At 73.5% G+C, this 14,979-nt stretch carries 10 protein-coding genes and 1 riboswitch; of the genes, 3 read left to right on the top strand and 7 right to left on the bottom strand.

Annotation, left to right across the window (positions count from 1 at the left end):
- Positions 1-17: 17 nt before the first annotated feature.
- The 7 genes from AC5R91_RS28595 to AC5R91_RS28565 all read right to left on the bottom strand — a co-directional run bounded on the left by AC5R91_RS28595 (position 18) and on the right by AC5R91_RS28565 (position 10,295).
- Positions 18-1,889: an asparagine synthase-related protein gene (locus tag AC5R91_RS28595; protein ID WP_495394385.1), complete on the bottom strand. Its 1,872-nt coding sequence runs from the start codon at positions 1,887-1,889 to the stop codon at positions 18-20.
- Between the two features lie 324 nt (positions 1,890-2,213).
- The gene (locus tag AC5R91_RS28590; RefSeq protein ID WP_495394384.1) at positions 2,214-3,071 is read right to left on the bottom strand and encodes an AfsR/SARP family transcriptional regulator; all 858 of its coding nucleotides are present in this window, start codon (positions 3,069-3,071) and stop codon (positions 2,214-2,216) included.
- 423 nt (positions 3,072-3,494) lie between these two features.
- On the bottom strand, positions 3,495-4,256 hold the full coding sequence (locus tag AC5R91_RS28585) for a peptidoglycan-binding protein (RefSeq protein ID WP_495394383.1): 762 nt from the start codon (positions 4,254-4,256) through the stop codon (positions 3,495-3,497).
- 465 nt (positions 4,257-4,721) lie between these two features.
- Positions 4,722-4,873, bottom strand: a riboswitch (cyclic di-AMP (ydaO/yuaA leader).
- Positions 4,874-5,432: 559 nt separating this feature from the next.
- Entirely contained in the window at positions 5,433-6,086 is a 654-nt protein-coding gene (locus tag AC5R91_RS28580) for an alpha/beta hydrolase (RefSeq protein WP_495394382.1), read from the bottom strand.
- A gap of 446 nt (positions 6,087-6,532) precedes the next feature.
- The gene (locus AC5R91_RS28575; RefSeq protein WP_495394381.1) at positions 6,533-6,889 is read right to left on the bottom strand and encodes a four-helix bundle copper-binding protein; all 357 of its coding nucleotides are present in this window, start codon (positions 6,887-6,889) and stop codon (positions 6,533-6,535) included.
- A 251-nt stretch (positions 6,890-7,140) separates the two neighbouring features.
- On the bottom strand, positions 7,141-8,634 hold the full coding sequence (locus AC5R91_RS28570; protein WP_495394380.1) for an amidohydrolase family protein: 1,494 nt from the start codon (positions 8,632-8,634) through the stop codon (positions 7,141-7,143).
- Between the two features lie 419 nt (positions 8,635-9,053).
- Positions 9,054-10,295 (bottom strand): LLM class flavin-dependent oxidoreductase, encoded by a 1,242-nt coding sequence (locus AC5R91_RS28565; RefSeq protein WP_495394379.1) that lies wholly within the window; start codon positions 10,293-10,295, stop codon positions 9,054-9,056.
- A gap of 863 nt (positions 10,296-11,158) precedes the next feature.
- On the opposite strand from AC5R91_RS28565, the gene metK reads away from it, so the two are divergent.
- From metK to AC5R91_RS28550, 3 genes are all read left to right on the top strand, one after another.
- Positions 11,159-12,370: a methionine adenosyltransferase gene (gene metK / locus AC5R91_RS28560; RefSeq protein WP_495394378.1), complete on the top strand. Its 1,212-nt coding sequence runs from the start codon at positions 11,159-11,161 to the stop codon at positions 12,368-12,370.
- A gap of 388 nt (positions 12,371-12,758) precedes the next feature.
- On the top strand, positions 12,759-13,211 hold the full coding sequence (locus AC5R91_RS28555) for a DUF309 domain-containing protein (RefSeq protein WP_495394377.1): 453 nt from the start codon (positions 12,759-12,761) through the stop codon (positions 13,209-13,211).
- A gap of 374 nt (positions 13,212-13,585) precedes the next feature.
- On the top strand, positions 13,586-14,779 hold the full coding sequence (locus AC5R91_RS28550) for a thiolase family protein (RefSeq protein ID WP_495394376.1): 1,194 nt from the start codon (positions 13,586-13,588) through the stop codon (positions 14,777-14,779).
- The last annotated feature ends 200 nt before the right edge of the window (positions 14,780-14,979 follow it).

Below are 14,979 nucleotides of genomic sequence, written 5' to 3'. Positions count from 1 at the left end.
CCGCGACCCGCCTGCGCTCAGCCGCGGCGGCCGGCGAGGGTGCGTAGCCAGGCGTCGGCCGCGAAGGTCGGTCGGAGGGCCTGGGGCCGGCGGTCCGCCGCGGCCCCTTCCCGGCACGCCTCCCGGAGCGTCTCCGGCTCGATGAGTCCGAGGTCGGCCAGCGGCGAGTCATCGCACAGCCCGGCCAGGACGCCACGGTTCGCGTGCAACCCCCGGCCCTGCTCGGCGCCGGTGTCGGCGCCGCCAGAGATCTCCCGGTGCAGGCAGTTCGCCGGTACCACCTGCCGCATCGCCTCCTTGAGCAGCGGTTCGTCCTCCCAGGGGGAGGCGCGCTCCTCCGCCCGGACGGCGAGCGCGGCGCGGACGACCCGGTCGTCGAGGAACGGCGCGCTCAGCGGCGGGCCGATCGGGCTGGCCATCTGGTCGAGCAGCCGGAACGCGGACGCGGTGGCCCGGATCGCGACCAGGTCGGCGTGGCCGTCCCGCGTCGGCGCCAGGGGGCCGTCTCGGCGAGCCGCGTCGGCGACGGCCTCGGCGATGAGCCTCCGGGCGGCGCTGGTCAGCCAGCTCGGGACGGCCGGCGGCAGCGTCCAGTCCAGGGCCGCCGTCGCGTGGGGGGGCTCGGGCCGCGCGGGGCCTCCCCCGAGCGGAGCCTGCTCGAGGGCCCGGGCCAGGTCGAACAGGCAGTCGCGGTAGTCCCGACGGCGCATCATCCGCACGCTCGCGGCCCACGGCCAACCCTCCCGGGCACGGAAGCCGCGCAGGTGCCGCACCGCGGTCCAGGGCCGTCGGCGCGCCAGTCGAGGCAGGTAGTTCGGCGCCCCCTGGGCGACCTGCTCACCGCCGAGGCCGGTCAGGTGCAGGCGAGGGCCGTAGAGGGCGACGCGGTCGAGGCCCGCTCGCAGCTTCGCCCGATCCACGAGACCGACGAAGGGACGGTCGAGCGCCTCATCGGCGGAGGCGATGCCGTCGAAGACGGCAGGGAGCTCGCTTGTGGGCAGAATCTCGCGAGCGACGCCGGGCAGCGAGCCCGCCGCGTCGGCTGTCCAGCGCGCATCGTCGCCGTCGGGGTCCCGGGCGATCCCGGTGACCGCGACGATGTCGGCGGGGCCGCGGGCCGCCAGGCAGCACACGCAGGCCGCGGCCAGCCCGCCGGACAGGTCGGCGCTGACGGTGCGCCCCGCTGCCACCCGCACGGACACCGCCTCGGCGAGGGCCGCTCGCAGGATCGGCGCGCCCTCGGCCCGTGACCGCGTCGACGCCGGCTGCCGCCACCAGCGCATCCGCTCGACCCGTCCATCACGATCCAGGAACAGGTAGTGGTCGGGTGGCACGGCCTCGACCGACACCCACGGGACAAGGTCGTCGAGCGGATATGGCGGGGATGGGTCCAGCAGCGACAGGGCCAGCGCCGTGGGGTCCAGCTCGCCGCCGGTCAGCTCGGCAAGGACGTCGGCGCGGTCCGCGGCGACGTGCTGCCCCCCGGACACCGCGGTGAAGATCCGCCGCGTGCCGGTCGGGCTGCCCTGGAGCCTGCACTGCCCGTTGATCTCGGCGATGACGTGGTAGTCCCCGGCCACGGCGCGCGCGACGTCGAGGGAATGCACGTCCCGCGCGGCCACCAGCAGGCGTAGGAGCTGGCTGGAATTCGCCGCGGCTCGACCGACCAGTGCTATCCGGGCACGACTGGTTGCCGCGTTGACCATCGCGTCATCCGGCCAGTCGCCGACGAGCCATGGTCGCCCCGAGGGGTATCGCAGCACCCGGCGGACCCCGGCGGGCAGCACCACCGGATCCCGGTCCGACAGGGCGACAAACCAGCAGCTCGGCCGGGATGACGCGAGCCGGGCGTCGCGGCCCGGCCGCCGAGCCGTGATGGGCGTGGTCACCGCAGCCTCAGGTGCCCGGCAGCGGAGGAGCCCGCCGCCATCGAATCCGCCATCGGCGCGGTCGCGTTCCCGGCCCCGGGTCGCCGCCGCAGATCAACCGGCCGCCGCCAGGCGCTGGGACAGGTCGCCGTCATGGGTGCCCTCCCTGTTCGCGTTCCTCCGCGTGGCGGGCACACAAGACAAAGTCCGCCGCACGACGGTCGGCATCCGAAAGGTGTCCCGCCACGCGGCGGATGGGCCGGCCCCACTCCTGCGAGCACTACCGCAGATCAGCGGACCGGACGATCGGTCCCACCCACGCCCGAGGGGATTCCCGCCGGGCGTTCAGTGGCGGTTCAGCGGTGCCGGCAGGCCCGTCCGCTCCGAGGAGGGCCGCGGCCAGGCGCGCTCCGGGTCCAGGACCTCCTGATGGACCCGGCGCAGCTCCGCACCGGGTTCGATGCCGAGTTCAGTGACCATCCGTCGGTACAGGCCGCGGTACTCACGCAGCGCCTCGGCCCGGCGACCGCTGCGCTCCAGGGCGACGAGGAGCTGCGCCCAGAGACGCTCGCGGGTCGGGTACTCCACAGCGAGCGCGCGCAACGCCGGAAGCACCTGGTCGTGTTCACCGAGTGCGAGGCGAGCGTCTATCAGCGCCTCGCGGGCCGACCACCGGGCCTCCTCCAGACGGAGGCTCTCGGCCCCACCGACCTCGGCCGGCAACTCGTCGAACGCGCTTCCGCGCCACCATCCGAGCGCCTGCTCCAGCAGCTCGGCGGCCTGGGCGGGCGCGCCGGCGCGGGCCGCGCCCCGGCCCCGTTCGACTGCCTGCTCGAAGCGGACGACGTCGATCTCCTCGGGGGCGACGATCAGGCGGTACTCCCCTGGGCGGCTCTCGATGCGTCCTGGGCCGGCCGGTCGGCGAAGGACCGCGGCCCGCGGGCCCACCGCCCTGATCGACACCGGCACGGCCGGATCCCCGACCGGCGTGGGCAGCGTGTGCCGCAGCTCGGACAGGTAGGTCTTGATGTTGCCGAGGGCGGACCTGGGCGCGTCGTCCTGCCAGAGCGCCAGACGCATCTCCTCCACCGAGGTCCACCGTCCGGCGTGCAGAAGCAGCGTGAGCAGCAGCGCCCGCTTCTTGCGCTGGTCGATGCGGACGCGCTCCCCCGGCCCGCGCCAGACCTCAAGCGGCCCCAGCACGGCAAACACGACACCTGACCCGGGCCCGAAGGCCGCCGGTGCGGGACCGGACCACCGGGAGCCGTGACCTGGTTCGCCGGGAGTCCGGACGCCGGGACGGGCGATCGGGCCCGCAACGGTTCCGAGCTCGTCGACCATGATGATCCTCGTCGGTCGGAGATCCTCGCTGATCGGGCCCCGTGCCACACCTTGCTCGGGGACCGGCGGCCCCGTCTGGGCCGGTGCAGGGAATACCCCGTTCGACCGGCGGATAGTCCTCTGCCCCGGCCTCCCGGCGGGATGCGTCCTCCCTGCAGTGGGCGTCCTCCCGGCGGGAGGCGTCCTCCCGGCGGGAGCCGACGGCGTCCGGCTGCCACACACGACAGCGCCGCCGGGTGAGGCTGGGGAGCGTCACCCGGCGGCGCCGCGCCACCCCGCGATTCGTCAGATGCCGAGGCTGGCGCGGGTCTGGGGCCCGACGACGCCGTCCACCAGCAGACCGTGCTTGAGCTGGTAGTCCTTGACCATGTGGTTCGTCTGGTAGCCGAACTGGCCGTCGACCTGGATCGGGTAACCGAGGTTGGCCAGCTTCTGCTGAATCTGCTGGACGTCCTGCCGGTAGCCGAGGCCGGAGGCGAGCGACGGATACCCGGTCGGGGACGCCGGCGCGGGAGCGGGCGCCGCGGGAGCGGGCGCCGCGGGCGCGGTGTAGGAGACGGTGCGCACGCTGATGCCGCCGGAGACGGCGGCCGCCGCGGCCTGGCCACGACCCAGGTACCGGTTGTGCATGCCGCGGGCGTACGTGGTCCAGGCCGAGGGGCCCTGGCTGTCGCAGACTCGCTTCGCCGCCCAGGCGTTGGTGGCGGGGTCGTAGAGGTTGCGGTTGCCCACCCAGCCGGCGTGCGCACGCATGTTGATCTGCCAGAGTCCGCGGGAGTCCTCACCGACCGTGGCGTGGGCGAAGGTGTTGCCGCCGGACTCGGCGAGAGCGACCGCCACCCAGGTGGACAGCGGGACGCCGCGGCAGCCGGCGAGGCCCGCATTCGCCGCCGCGCTGGCGATCGTCACGTCCGAGACGGCGCCGGTGGCGGCGCTCGCCGGGCTCGCGGTGGCGAGCATGCTGGCTCCGGCACCGATCACGCCGGCGGCGGCGATGACGGCGCCGCGGTGCCGGGTGGAACGCTTCCGATGCTTTCCCTTAGCCATTCTTTGACATCTCATTTCGGTGTCGTCGAACACAGGTTTGGAATCGGTGACGGCTTCCGCTCAACGGAGGGGAGCGGTTCTCACTAACCAGATACAGGCAGCACGGACTATCTGGTTTCGAAGCTGCACCCGGCAAAACGGCGCAAAGAAACGGCGGGGGCGGGCTCCGAGATTGGTGAGAGTTCCGGCCCGATCAGCGCGGCGGCCGCATCACGCCTGGCCGCCCGATGCGGGCGGTCCGGGGATCGCGGCCGACCGCCGACGGCGACCCGTGCGGTCCGTCAGGTGGGCCGGTGATGTCGTGCGCGCGTGTTCGGCCGGCGAGTGCCGGCCGGTGGCACGTTCCCGCGGCTAAGTCAGGGCGAGAACGGCGCCCGTCGTGGCGAGGGCGCGTCGCAGAAAACGCAGGTCGCCAGGGCGGTCATCGAGACCGCAGCCGAGCGTTCCCGATACACAGGCAACGTCGAATCCTTCCCGTACGCCTGCGAGGTTAGCTGTCGGGTTCGGGCCGGGAAGCCCGGTCGTCTCCGTGGAGGCGACTTAACCCCGAGGGCGGCCGTGACGGGGCCACCCGGAGGAACCTGGTTCCCCCGCTTCTGCCCAAGCTGTCTTGGAGGGACCCCGGAACCGTGGGCAGAACTCGGCGTCGGCCCGGAGCGACTAGTGCCCGGCAACCGTAGCGAACTACGTACCGTAGTGACAAGTACTAGTTCTGCACGAATTTTGGCGCGCGTCTGTCACCGTGCGTGCATAGTGCTGCGATACCGCAACACTCGGACATCAACCGAACCTTCGGACGATACGAAGGATCACCGGATGTCGGAGGTTCGCCCCGGTCTGCCCGGGCGGGATGAGGCGCGATCGGAGGAGGAGGTCGGGACCGCGGGTCGGAAGGACCACGCACGGCATCACTCCGGCCGCGCGGGGGCGCAACGCGGTGGCAGCACCGGAACCCACGCCGACGCCGGACCGACAGCGCCGGATTCAAGGCTCACGGCGGCGGGGCGACGAACGACGTCGACGGTGGACGGGGCGGCGGCGATGAGGGAACGCCGGGCCACGCGGGGACGCGGGCTCGCGGGCTCGGGGGGACGCCGGGCCACGCGGGGACGCGGGGACGCGGGGCGACGAGGGAACTGGCGCGCCGCCCGGCGAGTCAGGACGCGTTCGGTGTGGTCAGGCTGGGGAGGCGGACCGCGGCGCGGGGGCCAGCCCCCGCGTCCGCAGGTTCTCCAGGAAGAGCACGATGTGCGCGCCGGCGGCGCGGCGGCCCGGGCCGGACAGCACGCCCCGGCCACCGGGCGGGGACGCGAGCCTGGCCCCGCGGGCGGTGCGCGTCGCCATGCGAACGAGCGGAAACGGAATCACCCGGTCGTCCTCGCCATGCAGCAGCAGGATGGGCAGGTCCGGAAGCGACCGTGGGATCGGCTGGTCCGGAGGCTCTCCGGCGACCGCGCGGTGCAGCAGCGGGAGGTCCACCAGGATGAGCGCGTCCGGGCGAACGGCGGGCGACGCGGCGCCGACCAGCGCACGCAGGGCGCCGCTGTCCGAACCGAGCAGAACGAACGGCAGTCCCGGTTCGCGCGCCTCGCCAAGGGCGAGGATGCTGTCCCTCCCATGGTCGAGAAACGTCACCTGGTAGCCGTCGAGTGCCAGCCGAAAGGCCAGGTTCTCGAAGATTTCGGCGGATTCCCCGCGGCCGGGAAGAAGGACCACGTTCGCCCCCGCACGCCGGGTCGGATCGCCGCTCGGCCAGTAGCGGGAACCAGGACCGCCGACGTAGCCACGTGGACGCGGATGGGAGGGAGGCGACGAGAGGGGAATGGACACAACATGCTCCGATCAGAGCCGTCCGGACGCGGATGGCGGCGCGCTCCAGCACGGCGGAAATGGCGCGTGCGAGGCTGCGGGAACCCGACCGGCGCAGCCAGGCCGCGCGGCTGTGGATGCGGCGGCTGTGGGCGCGACGGCGAGGCACCGGTGAGGCGCCGGGAAACGCTGACGGCGCGCCGGCAAGGCTGGATTAGCGAGACACCCGGACCGGACAGACCGCGGAAGCGACACGCAGGAAGCCGATGTGGCCACGGATGACCAGAACGGTCGGCCGTCGCGCCGGATGAGGCATGGTCGGATTCTGGCGGCGCTCCGATCGGATGTCAACATGCTTAATGCTGACTACCGAAACGTTTCCGTCGGCCGCCTCCGGGGCCCAGCACTTCCCCCTGGGCCCCGGAGGACGACGGACGATGCTCGACGGAACCGGAACCGCGGGCAGGTCAGGCAGCGGCACCCGCCATCGCGTTGCAGCTGTCCAGGCAGGACCGGCAGGCCCGGGCAAGGCGGGCGAGCTGGGCGTCGCGCGGCATCTTCTCGCACATATCGGCGCAGGCACGGCAGACCCGTGCACACATGGCACACATCTCGGCGTGGAACGGCGACATCCGGCACATCAAGTCGGCACAGGTCCTGGTGACCGCCGCGCAGTCCATCATGAGACGCATGTCCGCGGCGTCCATCATCGTGCCGGGCATGTCCATGCAGTAGGAGATGGTCTCCTCACACAGCGCCGAGCACGACATACACTCATCGATAGCTTTCCGCATGTTCTCGTTGATTGTTTCGGCGTGCTGCATCGGACACCTCCGAGGTGCGGGCGACGGCTCATCCGCCATGCCGGGAAGCCCGCGGCAGGCGGCTGTTCCCGCCTGGCCGGGCTCCTCCGACGATAGCTTTCGCAAGCGGATCCGCATCTCGGCGGACAGCCGCCGCCGAATACTCCAAGAAATAGTCGGAAATTTGGCGGGGAAATACCTCCGAAGAGGCCGGTCGGCTTTCCGGTGCTGGTGGCCGGCGCTCAGCGATCCCGGCGGGCCGTCGCCCCCGGTCAGCCGGTGGCGGGCCCCGACGGGAGCACCCGCGGGCCGGCGGCGGCGCGGTCCGCGCCGTCCGGCACCGGGCGCGCGGGCGGCGCGGCCGGGGCCACCTTCGAGGCGGGCAGCCGCGGATGCGCCAGTACCGGGCGGCCGCCGAGGAAGACGCCGCTGACCGCGTCCGGGTGTTCGAAGATCCTCAGCTCCGCCGGATCCTCGTCGAGCAGGATCGCGTCGAACGTGTAGCCGACTGCGATCCGCCCCAACCGATCCCCCACCCCGCACAGCCTCGCCCCGGTGGCGGTCGCCGCGAGCAACGCCTCGGGGGCGGTGAGCCCCGCCCGTCGCAACTGGCTGATCTCGGCGAGGTTGGCGCCGTGGCGGGTGCGATGGCGGGCGTCGCTGCCCAGCGCGATGGGAACCCCCGCCGCGCGGGCGACGGCGATCGTGTCGGTGAGTGAGGCCGCGGTGGCCTCCGCCCGATCCACGGCCCAGCCCGGCAGCATTCCGGTGGTCGCCAGCGCGGCCAGGTCACGATAGGGCGTCAGAGTCGGGACCAGCGTGACCCCCCGGGCGGCCATCGCCGCGGCCGCCCGCTCACTCAGCCCGAGGCCGTGCTCGACGGAACGCGCGCCGGCGTCGACCGCCGCCTCGACCGCCCGCTCGCCCAGGGCGTGCATCATCACCGGACGGCCGTAGCGGGCCGCCTCAGCGACCGCGGCGGCCAGTTCCGACCGGCCGAACTGGAAGTCCGGACTGCCCGGACGCGCGGACATCACCCCACCGCTGGCGTAGATCATCACCCAGTCGGCGCCGGCCCGCAGGACGCCACGCACCGCGGCGGGCAGGCCACCGGCCTCGATCACCGAATGCGGCGGCCGGCCCGGGTAGTCGGGTCCGAGGACGTCGTCGGCGGACTCCAACCCGGGGCCGAGAATGCCGCCGTCGCCGTGGCGCCCGGAACGGCTCAGCGCGACGATGCAGACCGCGAGCCGTGGACCCGGCACGCTGCCCGCCACGAGCGCGTCGCGGACACCCGCGTCGGCGCCGCCGGCGTCGCGCAGGTAGGTGACGCCCGCCTGCAACGACGCCCGAAGCGCATCGGCCGTCTGCAGGTATCGCGCGGACAGCGGGGCCGTCACCAGCTCGAACTGGTCGTAGGTCGCCTGGGTCACGTGGGCGTGGCAGTCGACGACGCCGGGCATCAGCCACAGCCCGCGGGCATCGACGTCGACGGTGTCCGGGTCGAGAGCGAGCCGCGGTCCGACGGCCCGCACGACGCCGTCGCGCACCGCCACGTCACGCGGCTCGCCGAAACGGCCGGTCACGTCGAGGACGTGCGCCTCGCGCAGCGTGAAGCTGGTCGCCGCGAGCCCCCGCGGCGAGCCGGGCCGCACGGGTCCCGCGGCCCGGCCGGCCGCCGGGCGTCCAGCGGACTCGGGCTGGCCCGCGGGAACGGGCCGGCCCGGCGGATCCGGGTGTTCGGATGATGCAAGGGGATCGGTCATGACCAACGCCGTTCCTGCCGGTGTCGACGACCTCCCGCCGCCGGTTCACGGATCGGGTCCGGGCTCTGGTCCGGCGACGGTGCGACCCGAGGGTCGGGCGGCGCCGGCGAACCCGGGGCGCGGGAAGGTCAGGGAGGCTGGGGACGTCAGCGGGTACAGGCGGCCGCGTTGACCCTGCAGGTGTCGATGTGCCGACGGTGCGTGAGCTCGTGCATCCCGCCGCCCGACCGAGGACGCGGCGCCGCCGCGCTCCCGGTCCAGTCGTCGGACACGATGCCTCCTCCGTCACGCGCGGGCCGGACATCCGCCGACGGCGGTCACCGCCGGCGGTGTCACGCGTCGCTGTCCACGGTAACCAGCGGTCAGGAACGACGCAAAGCGATGCCGACCCCGGCCTCGAGGCCGGCGGCCCCGGAGGGTCAGTGCCACACGTCGGCGAGGAGCTCGTACGAGCGCACCCGGTCCGCATGATCATGCGCGATCGTTGTGATGATCAACTCGTCGGCCCCGGTCACGTTCCGCAACGTCTCCAACTTGCGCGCGACGGTGGCGGGACCGCCGACGAACTGGGTCTCGACCCGGTCCGCGACGAGGGTGCGTTCCTCCGCGGTCCACGGGTGCGCCGCCGCCTGCGCCGGGCTCGGGAAGGGACGGGCCCCCTGCCCGGACCGGATGCTCAGCACCCACAGTCCGTAGGGCGAGGCGAGCTCGGCGGCCGTGTCGTCGTCCGGGCCGACCACCACGTCCGCCGAGACCATCACGTAGGGCCGGTCGAACGACGCCGACGGGACGAAGGCGTCCCGGTAGGCCTGCACCGCCTCGAGCACCGAGGACGGCGAGACGTGGTAGTTCGCGACGAACGGCAGTCCCAGCTCGCCGGCCGTCCGGGCGCTTGCGCCCGGGCTGGAGCCGAGGACCCAGATCTGCAGGTCGGCACCCTCGGCGGCCGGCACCGTCAGGTGCTCGCCCTCGGCGGTCCGGTAGTCGCCCCGCAGGAACGCCTGGATGTCGCGGACCTGCTGGCCGTACTCGTCCCCGGCGCCCGGCCGGTAGCCGATGAGTGCGAACTGGCGACGCAGCCGGTCGGCGTTCAGCCGCATCCGGGGCGGCGCCGGCAACAACAGCCCGTCGACGACGGTCGCCGTACGGCCAGGCGCGGCCCCGCCGGAGGCGGCGCCATCAGACGCAGCCAGCCCAGACACGACGCCACCAGACACGGCGCCACCGGACACGGCGGCCGGCTGGTCCGACCCGGACGGCGAGCCACCGCCGTCCGCCGGGGCGAACAGCCGGTCGACGGCGGGACGCCCCAGTCCGAGGTCGATCCGGCCCGGATGGATCTGGGCGAGGGTGCCGAACTCCTCGGCGACTGTCACCGCCGTGTGATGACCCATCTGGACCGCTCCCGAGCCGACCCGGATCCGGGTCGTGGCATCGGCCACGAGCGCGATGACGACCGCCGGTGCCGAGGAGACGACACCGGGCACCAGATGATGCTCGGCGAGCCAGTATCGGTGGAAGCCGAGCTCCTCGGTGCGACGGGCGAGGTCGATGGTGTTACGCAACGCGTCACCCGCGGACGCGCCCTCCGACCGGGGCGACAGATCAAGTACGGACAAGGGCACGCGATCGGCCTGGGACACGCGATCGGCCTGGGACATGAGCACGCCACCTCCGCACGGCGACCCGGTCCCGACGGGGACGACCGACCCACGAGGCGGGACGCCACATGACAGTGAGTAGGGGTGCGCCGGACGCCAGCCCGCTCCGACCCGGGCGCCCGATCGCGGCTGGATGGCGGCACGCGGCGCCATGAACCAGCGACGGGTCAGCTACAGAGGCGACTGGCGACCCGCATGAGGTCGACCGCCCGCCGGCGCACGAGCGGGATCCGGCGGCGCATCGTCACCGCCGGCCGGCCGCGACCCGGGACGTCGGGTCGTCCGGGCTCGGCATGATCCCACTCTGGCATGGCGGCCTCGGTGAGACAAGGCACGCCCACGGCCAGGCGTTGTTGACGCCGCCGCGGCGCCCGTGATGGGATCATCGCGTGCAGTGCTCGGCCGTCCTCGTCACGCGTGGTCACGTCGACTTCGCCCTCGTGAGCTCCGCCATCTGTACCGCGCGCTGAGCCGCGCGGGGGCGTCCTCGCCCCGGGCGGTGTACTCAGCGCGTTCCTGAGGTTCGTCGGCGCCCGGGTGCCCCGCCGTCACCGCGCGGGGCCGGTCACCCTCGCCGCCCAGCTCCGGCCAGCCCTCTTCACGCGAGCGTCCTCTCGCCGGCGAGATCCGTCCGGCCCCGCGCCCCCGCGCCCCACCGTCCCCGGGGCCAGCCGGATGCGGTGCCCGGGCGGGGCTCGGCGGGCTATCCGTTCGCCCACGCGGTCGGGCCGGCCGCTGTTCGGCCGAAGCGGCCCGGCCGCGATCCACCGATCTCCCCGTGGCGGCCCCCGCAGTCCATCGGGTCCGGCCCGAGCCACGGCCAGCTCCTTATCTTCCCGCGATGCATCGAAACGAGGTCCCGCATGTCCCGCCGCCTGTTCACGTCGGAGTCCGTAACCGAGGGTCATCCCGACAAGCTGGCCGATCAGATCAGCGACGCCCTGCTCGACGCCTACCTGGCCGCCGACCCGAGCTCCCGGGTCGCGGTGGAGACCCTGCTGACCACGGGGCACGTCCACGTGGCCGGCGAGGTCACCAGCTCCGCCCACGTGGACGTGACCTCGGTGGTGCGACGCACCCTCACCGAGATCGGCTACGACGCCGCGACGGGCTTCGACGGGGCCACCGTCGGCGTTCTGGTCTCGATCGGTGCGCAGTCCCCCGACATCGCCCAGGGCGTCGACCAGGCCTACGAGGCCCGGGTCGAGGGCGGCGAGGACGCGCTCGCCCAGCAGGGCGCCGGCGACCAGGGAATCATGTTCGGCTACGCCAGCGACGAGACGCCCGACCTGCTCCCGCTGCCGATCACCCTGGCGCACCGGCTGGCCCAGCGGCTGTCCCAGGTTCGTCACGAGGGCGTGCTGCCCTACCTGCGCCCGGACGGCAAGACCCAGGTGACGATCGAGTACGACGACGACCGGCCGGTGCGGCTGGACACCATCGTCGTCTCGGCGCACCACGCCGCGGACGTCGACCTCACGACCCGCCTCATCCCGGACATCCGCGACCAGGTCATCACGCCGGAGCTCAAGCGGCTGGCCGAGGAGAACCTCGGCCTGGAGGTGGACGGCTACCGGCTTCTCGTCAACCCGACCGGCCGGTTCGAGATCGGCGGGCCGATCGGTGACGCCGGCCTGACCGGCCGCAAGATCATCATCGACACCTACGGCGGGTACGCCCGCCACGGCGGCGGCGCCTTCTCCGGCAAGGACCCGTCCAAGGTCGACCGGTCGGCGGCCTACGCGCTGCGCTGGGTGGCCAAGAACGTCGTCGCGGCGGGCCTGGCCCGCCGGGCGGAGCTGCAGGTCGCCTACGCGATCGGGAAGGCCGAGCCGGTGGGCCTGTTCGTCGAGACCTTCGGTACCGAGACGGTGCCGGTGGCCGAGATCTCCCGGGCCGTCACCGAGGTCTTCGACCTGCGGCCCGCGGCGATCATCCGCGACCTCGACCTGCTGCGGCCGATCTACCGCCAGACCGCGGCCTACGGTCACTTCGGCCGGCCGCTGCCCGACTTCGCCTGGGAGCGCACCGACCGCGCCGACGCGCTGCGCGCCGCCGCCGGCCGCCGAGGCTGAGCGGCGGATCCTTCGCGGCTCGCACCCCCACCCGGAGCGGCACGGCACCTCCCGTGGCCCGTCCCGGCTCCCCCGCCGGGACGGGCCACTGCCGTGCCGGCACCAGTCCGACGCGCGTGGCGACCGCCACCCGGGACAATCGCGGGCGACAGAGCCCCACCGCCTGGTCACACTGACTGAGATGACCAGACCACGACACCCCGGGCCGGTGCCCGCCGGAGCAGACTCCACCGGGCCCACGCACCAGGGGCCCCGCCCGGATGGACCGGATGGACCGGACGCGTCCGCGGGCGAACGCGGCGGCGCCGAACCGCAACCGCCGTCGACCCGACCCGCCGAGCGCCCCCGCGACGCTCTCGGCCGGCCCCTGCCGCGCGGAGCGGCCGGCGTGGCGCCCCTGAGCCTGCCGAACCCGCTGCCCCCGGGCGCCGCGCTCGCCGCCGCCCAGCATCTGCTCGACACCGGCCACCCCTTCCAGGCGCACGAGGCGCTCGAGGCCGCCTGGAAGGCCGCCGCGGACGACGAACGCGGCCTGTGGCGCGGGCTGACCCAACTGGCCGTGGGGATCACCCATCTGGCCCGCGGCAACGTCAGAGGCGGCGTGGCCGTGCTGGCTCGCGCGTCGGACAACCTGGCGCCCTACACCGAGCACCCGCCACACGACGTGGACGTCGCCGGCCTGCGCGGGTGGATCGCCGACCGCGTCACCGCGGTCGAGCGCGCGCATCCTCGGCCGCCCTGTGTCGTGGGCGACCCGACCGCCTCGGCCGATCTCCCGTCCGGCGGGGACGGACGCCCCGGCACCGCCGCCGGTAACCGTCCGCCGCGGCTGGTCCGTTGACGCTCTCCGCCGCGGTGGGCGGCCGGCGGTCCCGGGCCGGCGGGGGACTCGTCCTCCCCGCTCCCCCGCGTCCCCGGCGCCGGGCCGGGCCGGTCGGTCGCACCGGGCCGCGAAGTATGGAATTGTCACTCCAATTTGCTTGTTGACCCATCAAGAGCAGGCTCGTAGCGTCGACTCGAACGATCGCCAAGCGGAACATGGCACGACCCGCCCGGCGCGATCCTGGCCAGGGCGGCAGTACCGCGCATGTGAGGGCGGGTCATGGCAGGGTCTACTTAGCGAGCGCTAGACAACCAAGCGAGCGCTGGACATCGGGTGGGCGACACGGGCAGCGTGGCGGATCGGTCCGCCACGCTGGTGACGAGGGAGATCCCATGGAAAACGCAGTCATCGTCGATGCGGTCCGGACGGCGTCGGGTCGCGGCAAGCCCGGTGGGGCGCTGTCCGAGACCCACCCGGTGGAGCTGCTGGCCACCGTGCTCAAGGCGCTGGTCACGCGCAACGACCTCGACCCGGCGCTGGTCGACGACGTGATCGCGGGCTGTGTCGGCCAGGTCGGCGAGCAGTCGCTGAACATCGGTCGCACCGCGTTGCTGTCCGCGGGCTTCCCCGAGTCGGTGCCCGCCACGACCATCGACCGCCAGTGCGGGTCGAGCCAGCAGGCCGCCCACTTCGCCGCGCAGGGCGTCATCGCGGGGGCGTACGACGTCGTCATCGCCGGTGGGGTGGAGTCGATGAGCCGGGTGCCGATGGGCTCCGCGGTCATCGGCAAGGACCCCAACGGCCCGGGTTTCCACGCCCGCTACCCGGAGGGCCTGGCCAACCAGGGCATCGGCGCCGAACTGATCGCCGCGCGCTGGAAGCTCAACCGCGAGGACCTGGACGCCTTCTCCGCCCGCTCGCACCAGCTCGCCGCGGCCTCGGCGGCGGCCGGCGACTTCGCGAACGAGATCGTCCCGGTGGAGATCACCCTGCCGGACGGCACGAAGACCCAGCACCTCGCCGACCAGACCGTCCGGCCCACGACCACCTTCGAGGGTCTGCAGCAGCTCAAGCCCTCCTTCTACAGCGAGCAGTGGGCGGCCCGCTTCCCGGAGATCACCTGGAGCATCACCCCGGGCAACTCCTCACCGCTGACCGACGGCGCCTCCGCCGTGCTGATCATGAGTGAGACGAAGGCCAACGAACTCGGCCTGCGGCCCCGGGCCCGCTTCCACACCTTCGCGTTGGCCGGCGACGACCCGCTGCTCATGCTGACCGCCCCCATCCCGGCGACCCGCAAGGCCCTCCAGCGCTCCGGGCTGTCCATCGACGACATCGACGCCTTCGAGGTCAACGAGGCGTTCGCGCCGGTGCCCCTGGCCTGGGCCCGTGACACCGGGGCCGACCCGGCCAAGCTCAACCCGCGGGGCGGGGCGATCGCGCTCGGCCACGCCCTGGGCGGCTCGGGTGCCCGCCTGCTGACCACCATGGTCAACTACCTGGAGGCGACCGGCGGTCGCTACGGCCTGCAGACGATGTGCGAGGGCGGCGGCATGGCCAACGCCACCATCATCGAGCGGCTCTGACATTCGCGAAACGGCTCTGACATTCGAACGGTTCTGACATTCGAACGGCTCTGACGTCCGAACGGCTCCGGCCGACCTGGTGACGCGGTGCCGTCGGCGGCCTGGCTCGTCGACGGCACCGGCCCGTCGATCGATCCGCCCCGAGCACGCGAGCTCGCGGCGGTTCGGTCACCCTGCGCGTGGTCCGGATCCACGCGTGG

It is taken from the genome of Frankia sp. BMG5.60 (assembly GCF_059428125.1).
Note: the sequence above shows the minus strand (reverse complement) of the source record. Positions and strands in the feature narration are given on the sequence as shown.

Bases quoted from the DNA above. Each gene is read 5' to 3' on its own strand.
- AC5R91_RS28585 (WP_495394383.1), bottom strand. From the start codon at position 4,256: ATGGCTAAGGGAAAGCATCGGAAGCGTTCCACCCGGCACCGCGGCGCC.
- AC5R91_RS28575 (WP_495394381.1), bottom strand. From the start codon at position 6,889: ATGCAGCACGCCGAAACAATCAACGAGAACATGCGGAAAGCTATCGAT.
- AC5R91_RS28570 (WP_495394380.1), bottom strand. From the start codon at position 8,634: ATGACCGATCCCCTTGCATCATCCGAACACCCGGATCCGCCGGGCCGG.
- AC5R91_RS28565 (WP_495394379.1), bottom strand. From the start codon at position 10,295: ATGTCCCAGGCCGATCGCGTGTCCCAGGCCGATCGCGTGCCCTTGTCC.
- metK (WP_495394378.1), top strand. From the start codon at position 11,159: ATGTCCCGCCGCCTGTTCACGTCGGAGTCCGTAACCGAGGGTCATCCC.
- AC5R91_RS28550 (WP_495394376.1), top strand. From the start codon at position 13,586: ATGGAAAACGCAGTCATCGTCGATGCGGTCCGGACGGCGTCGGGTCGC.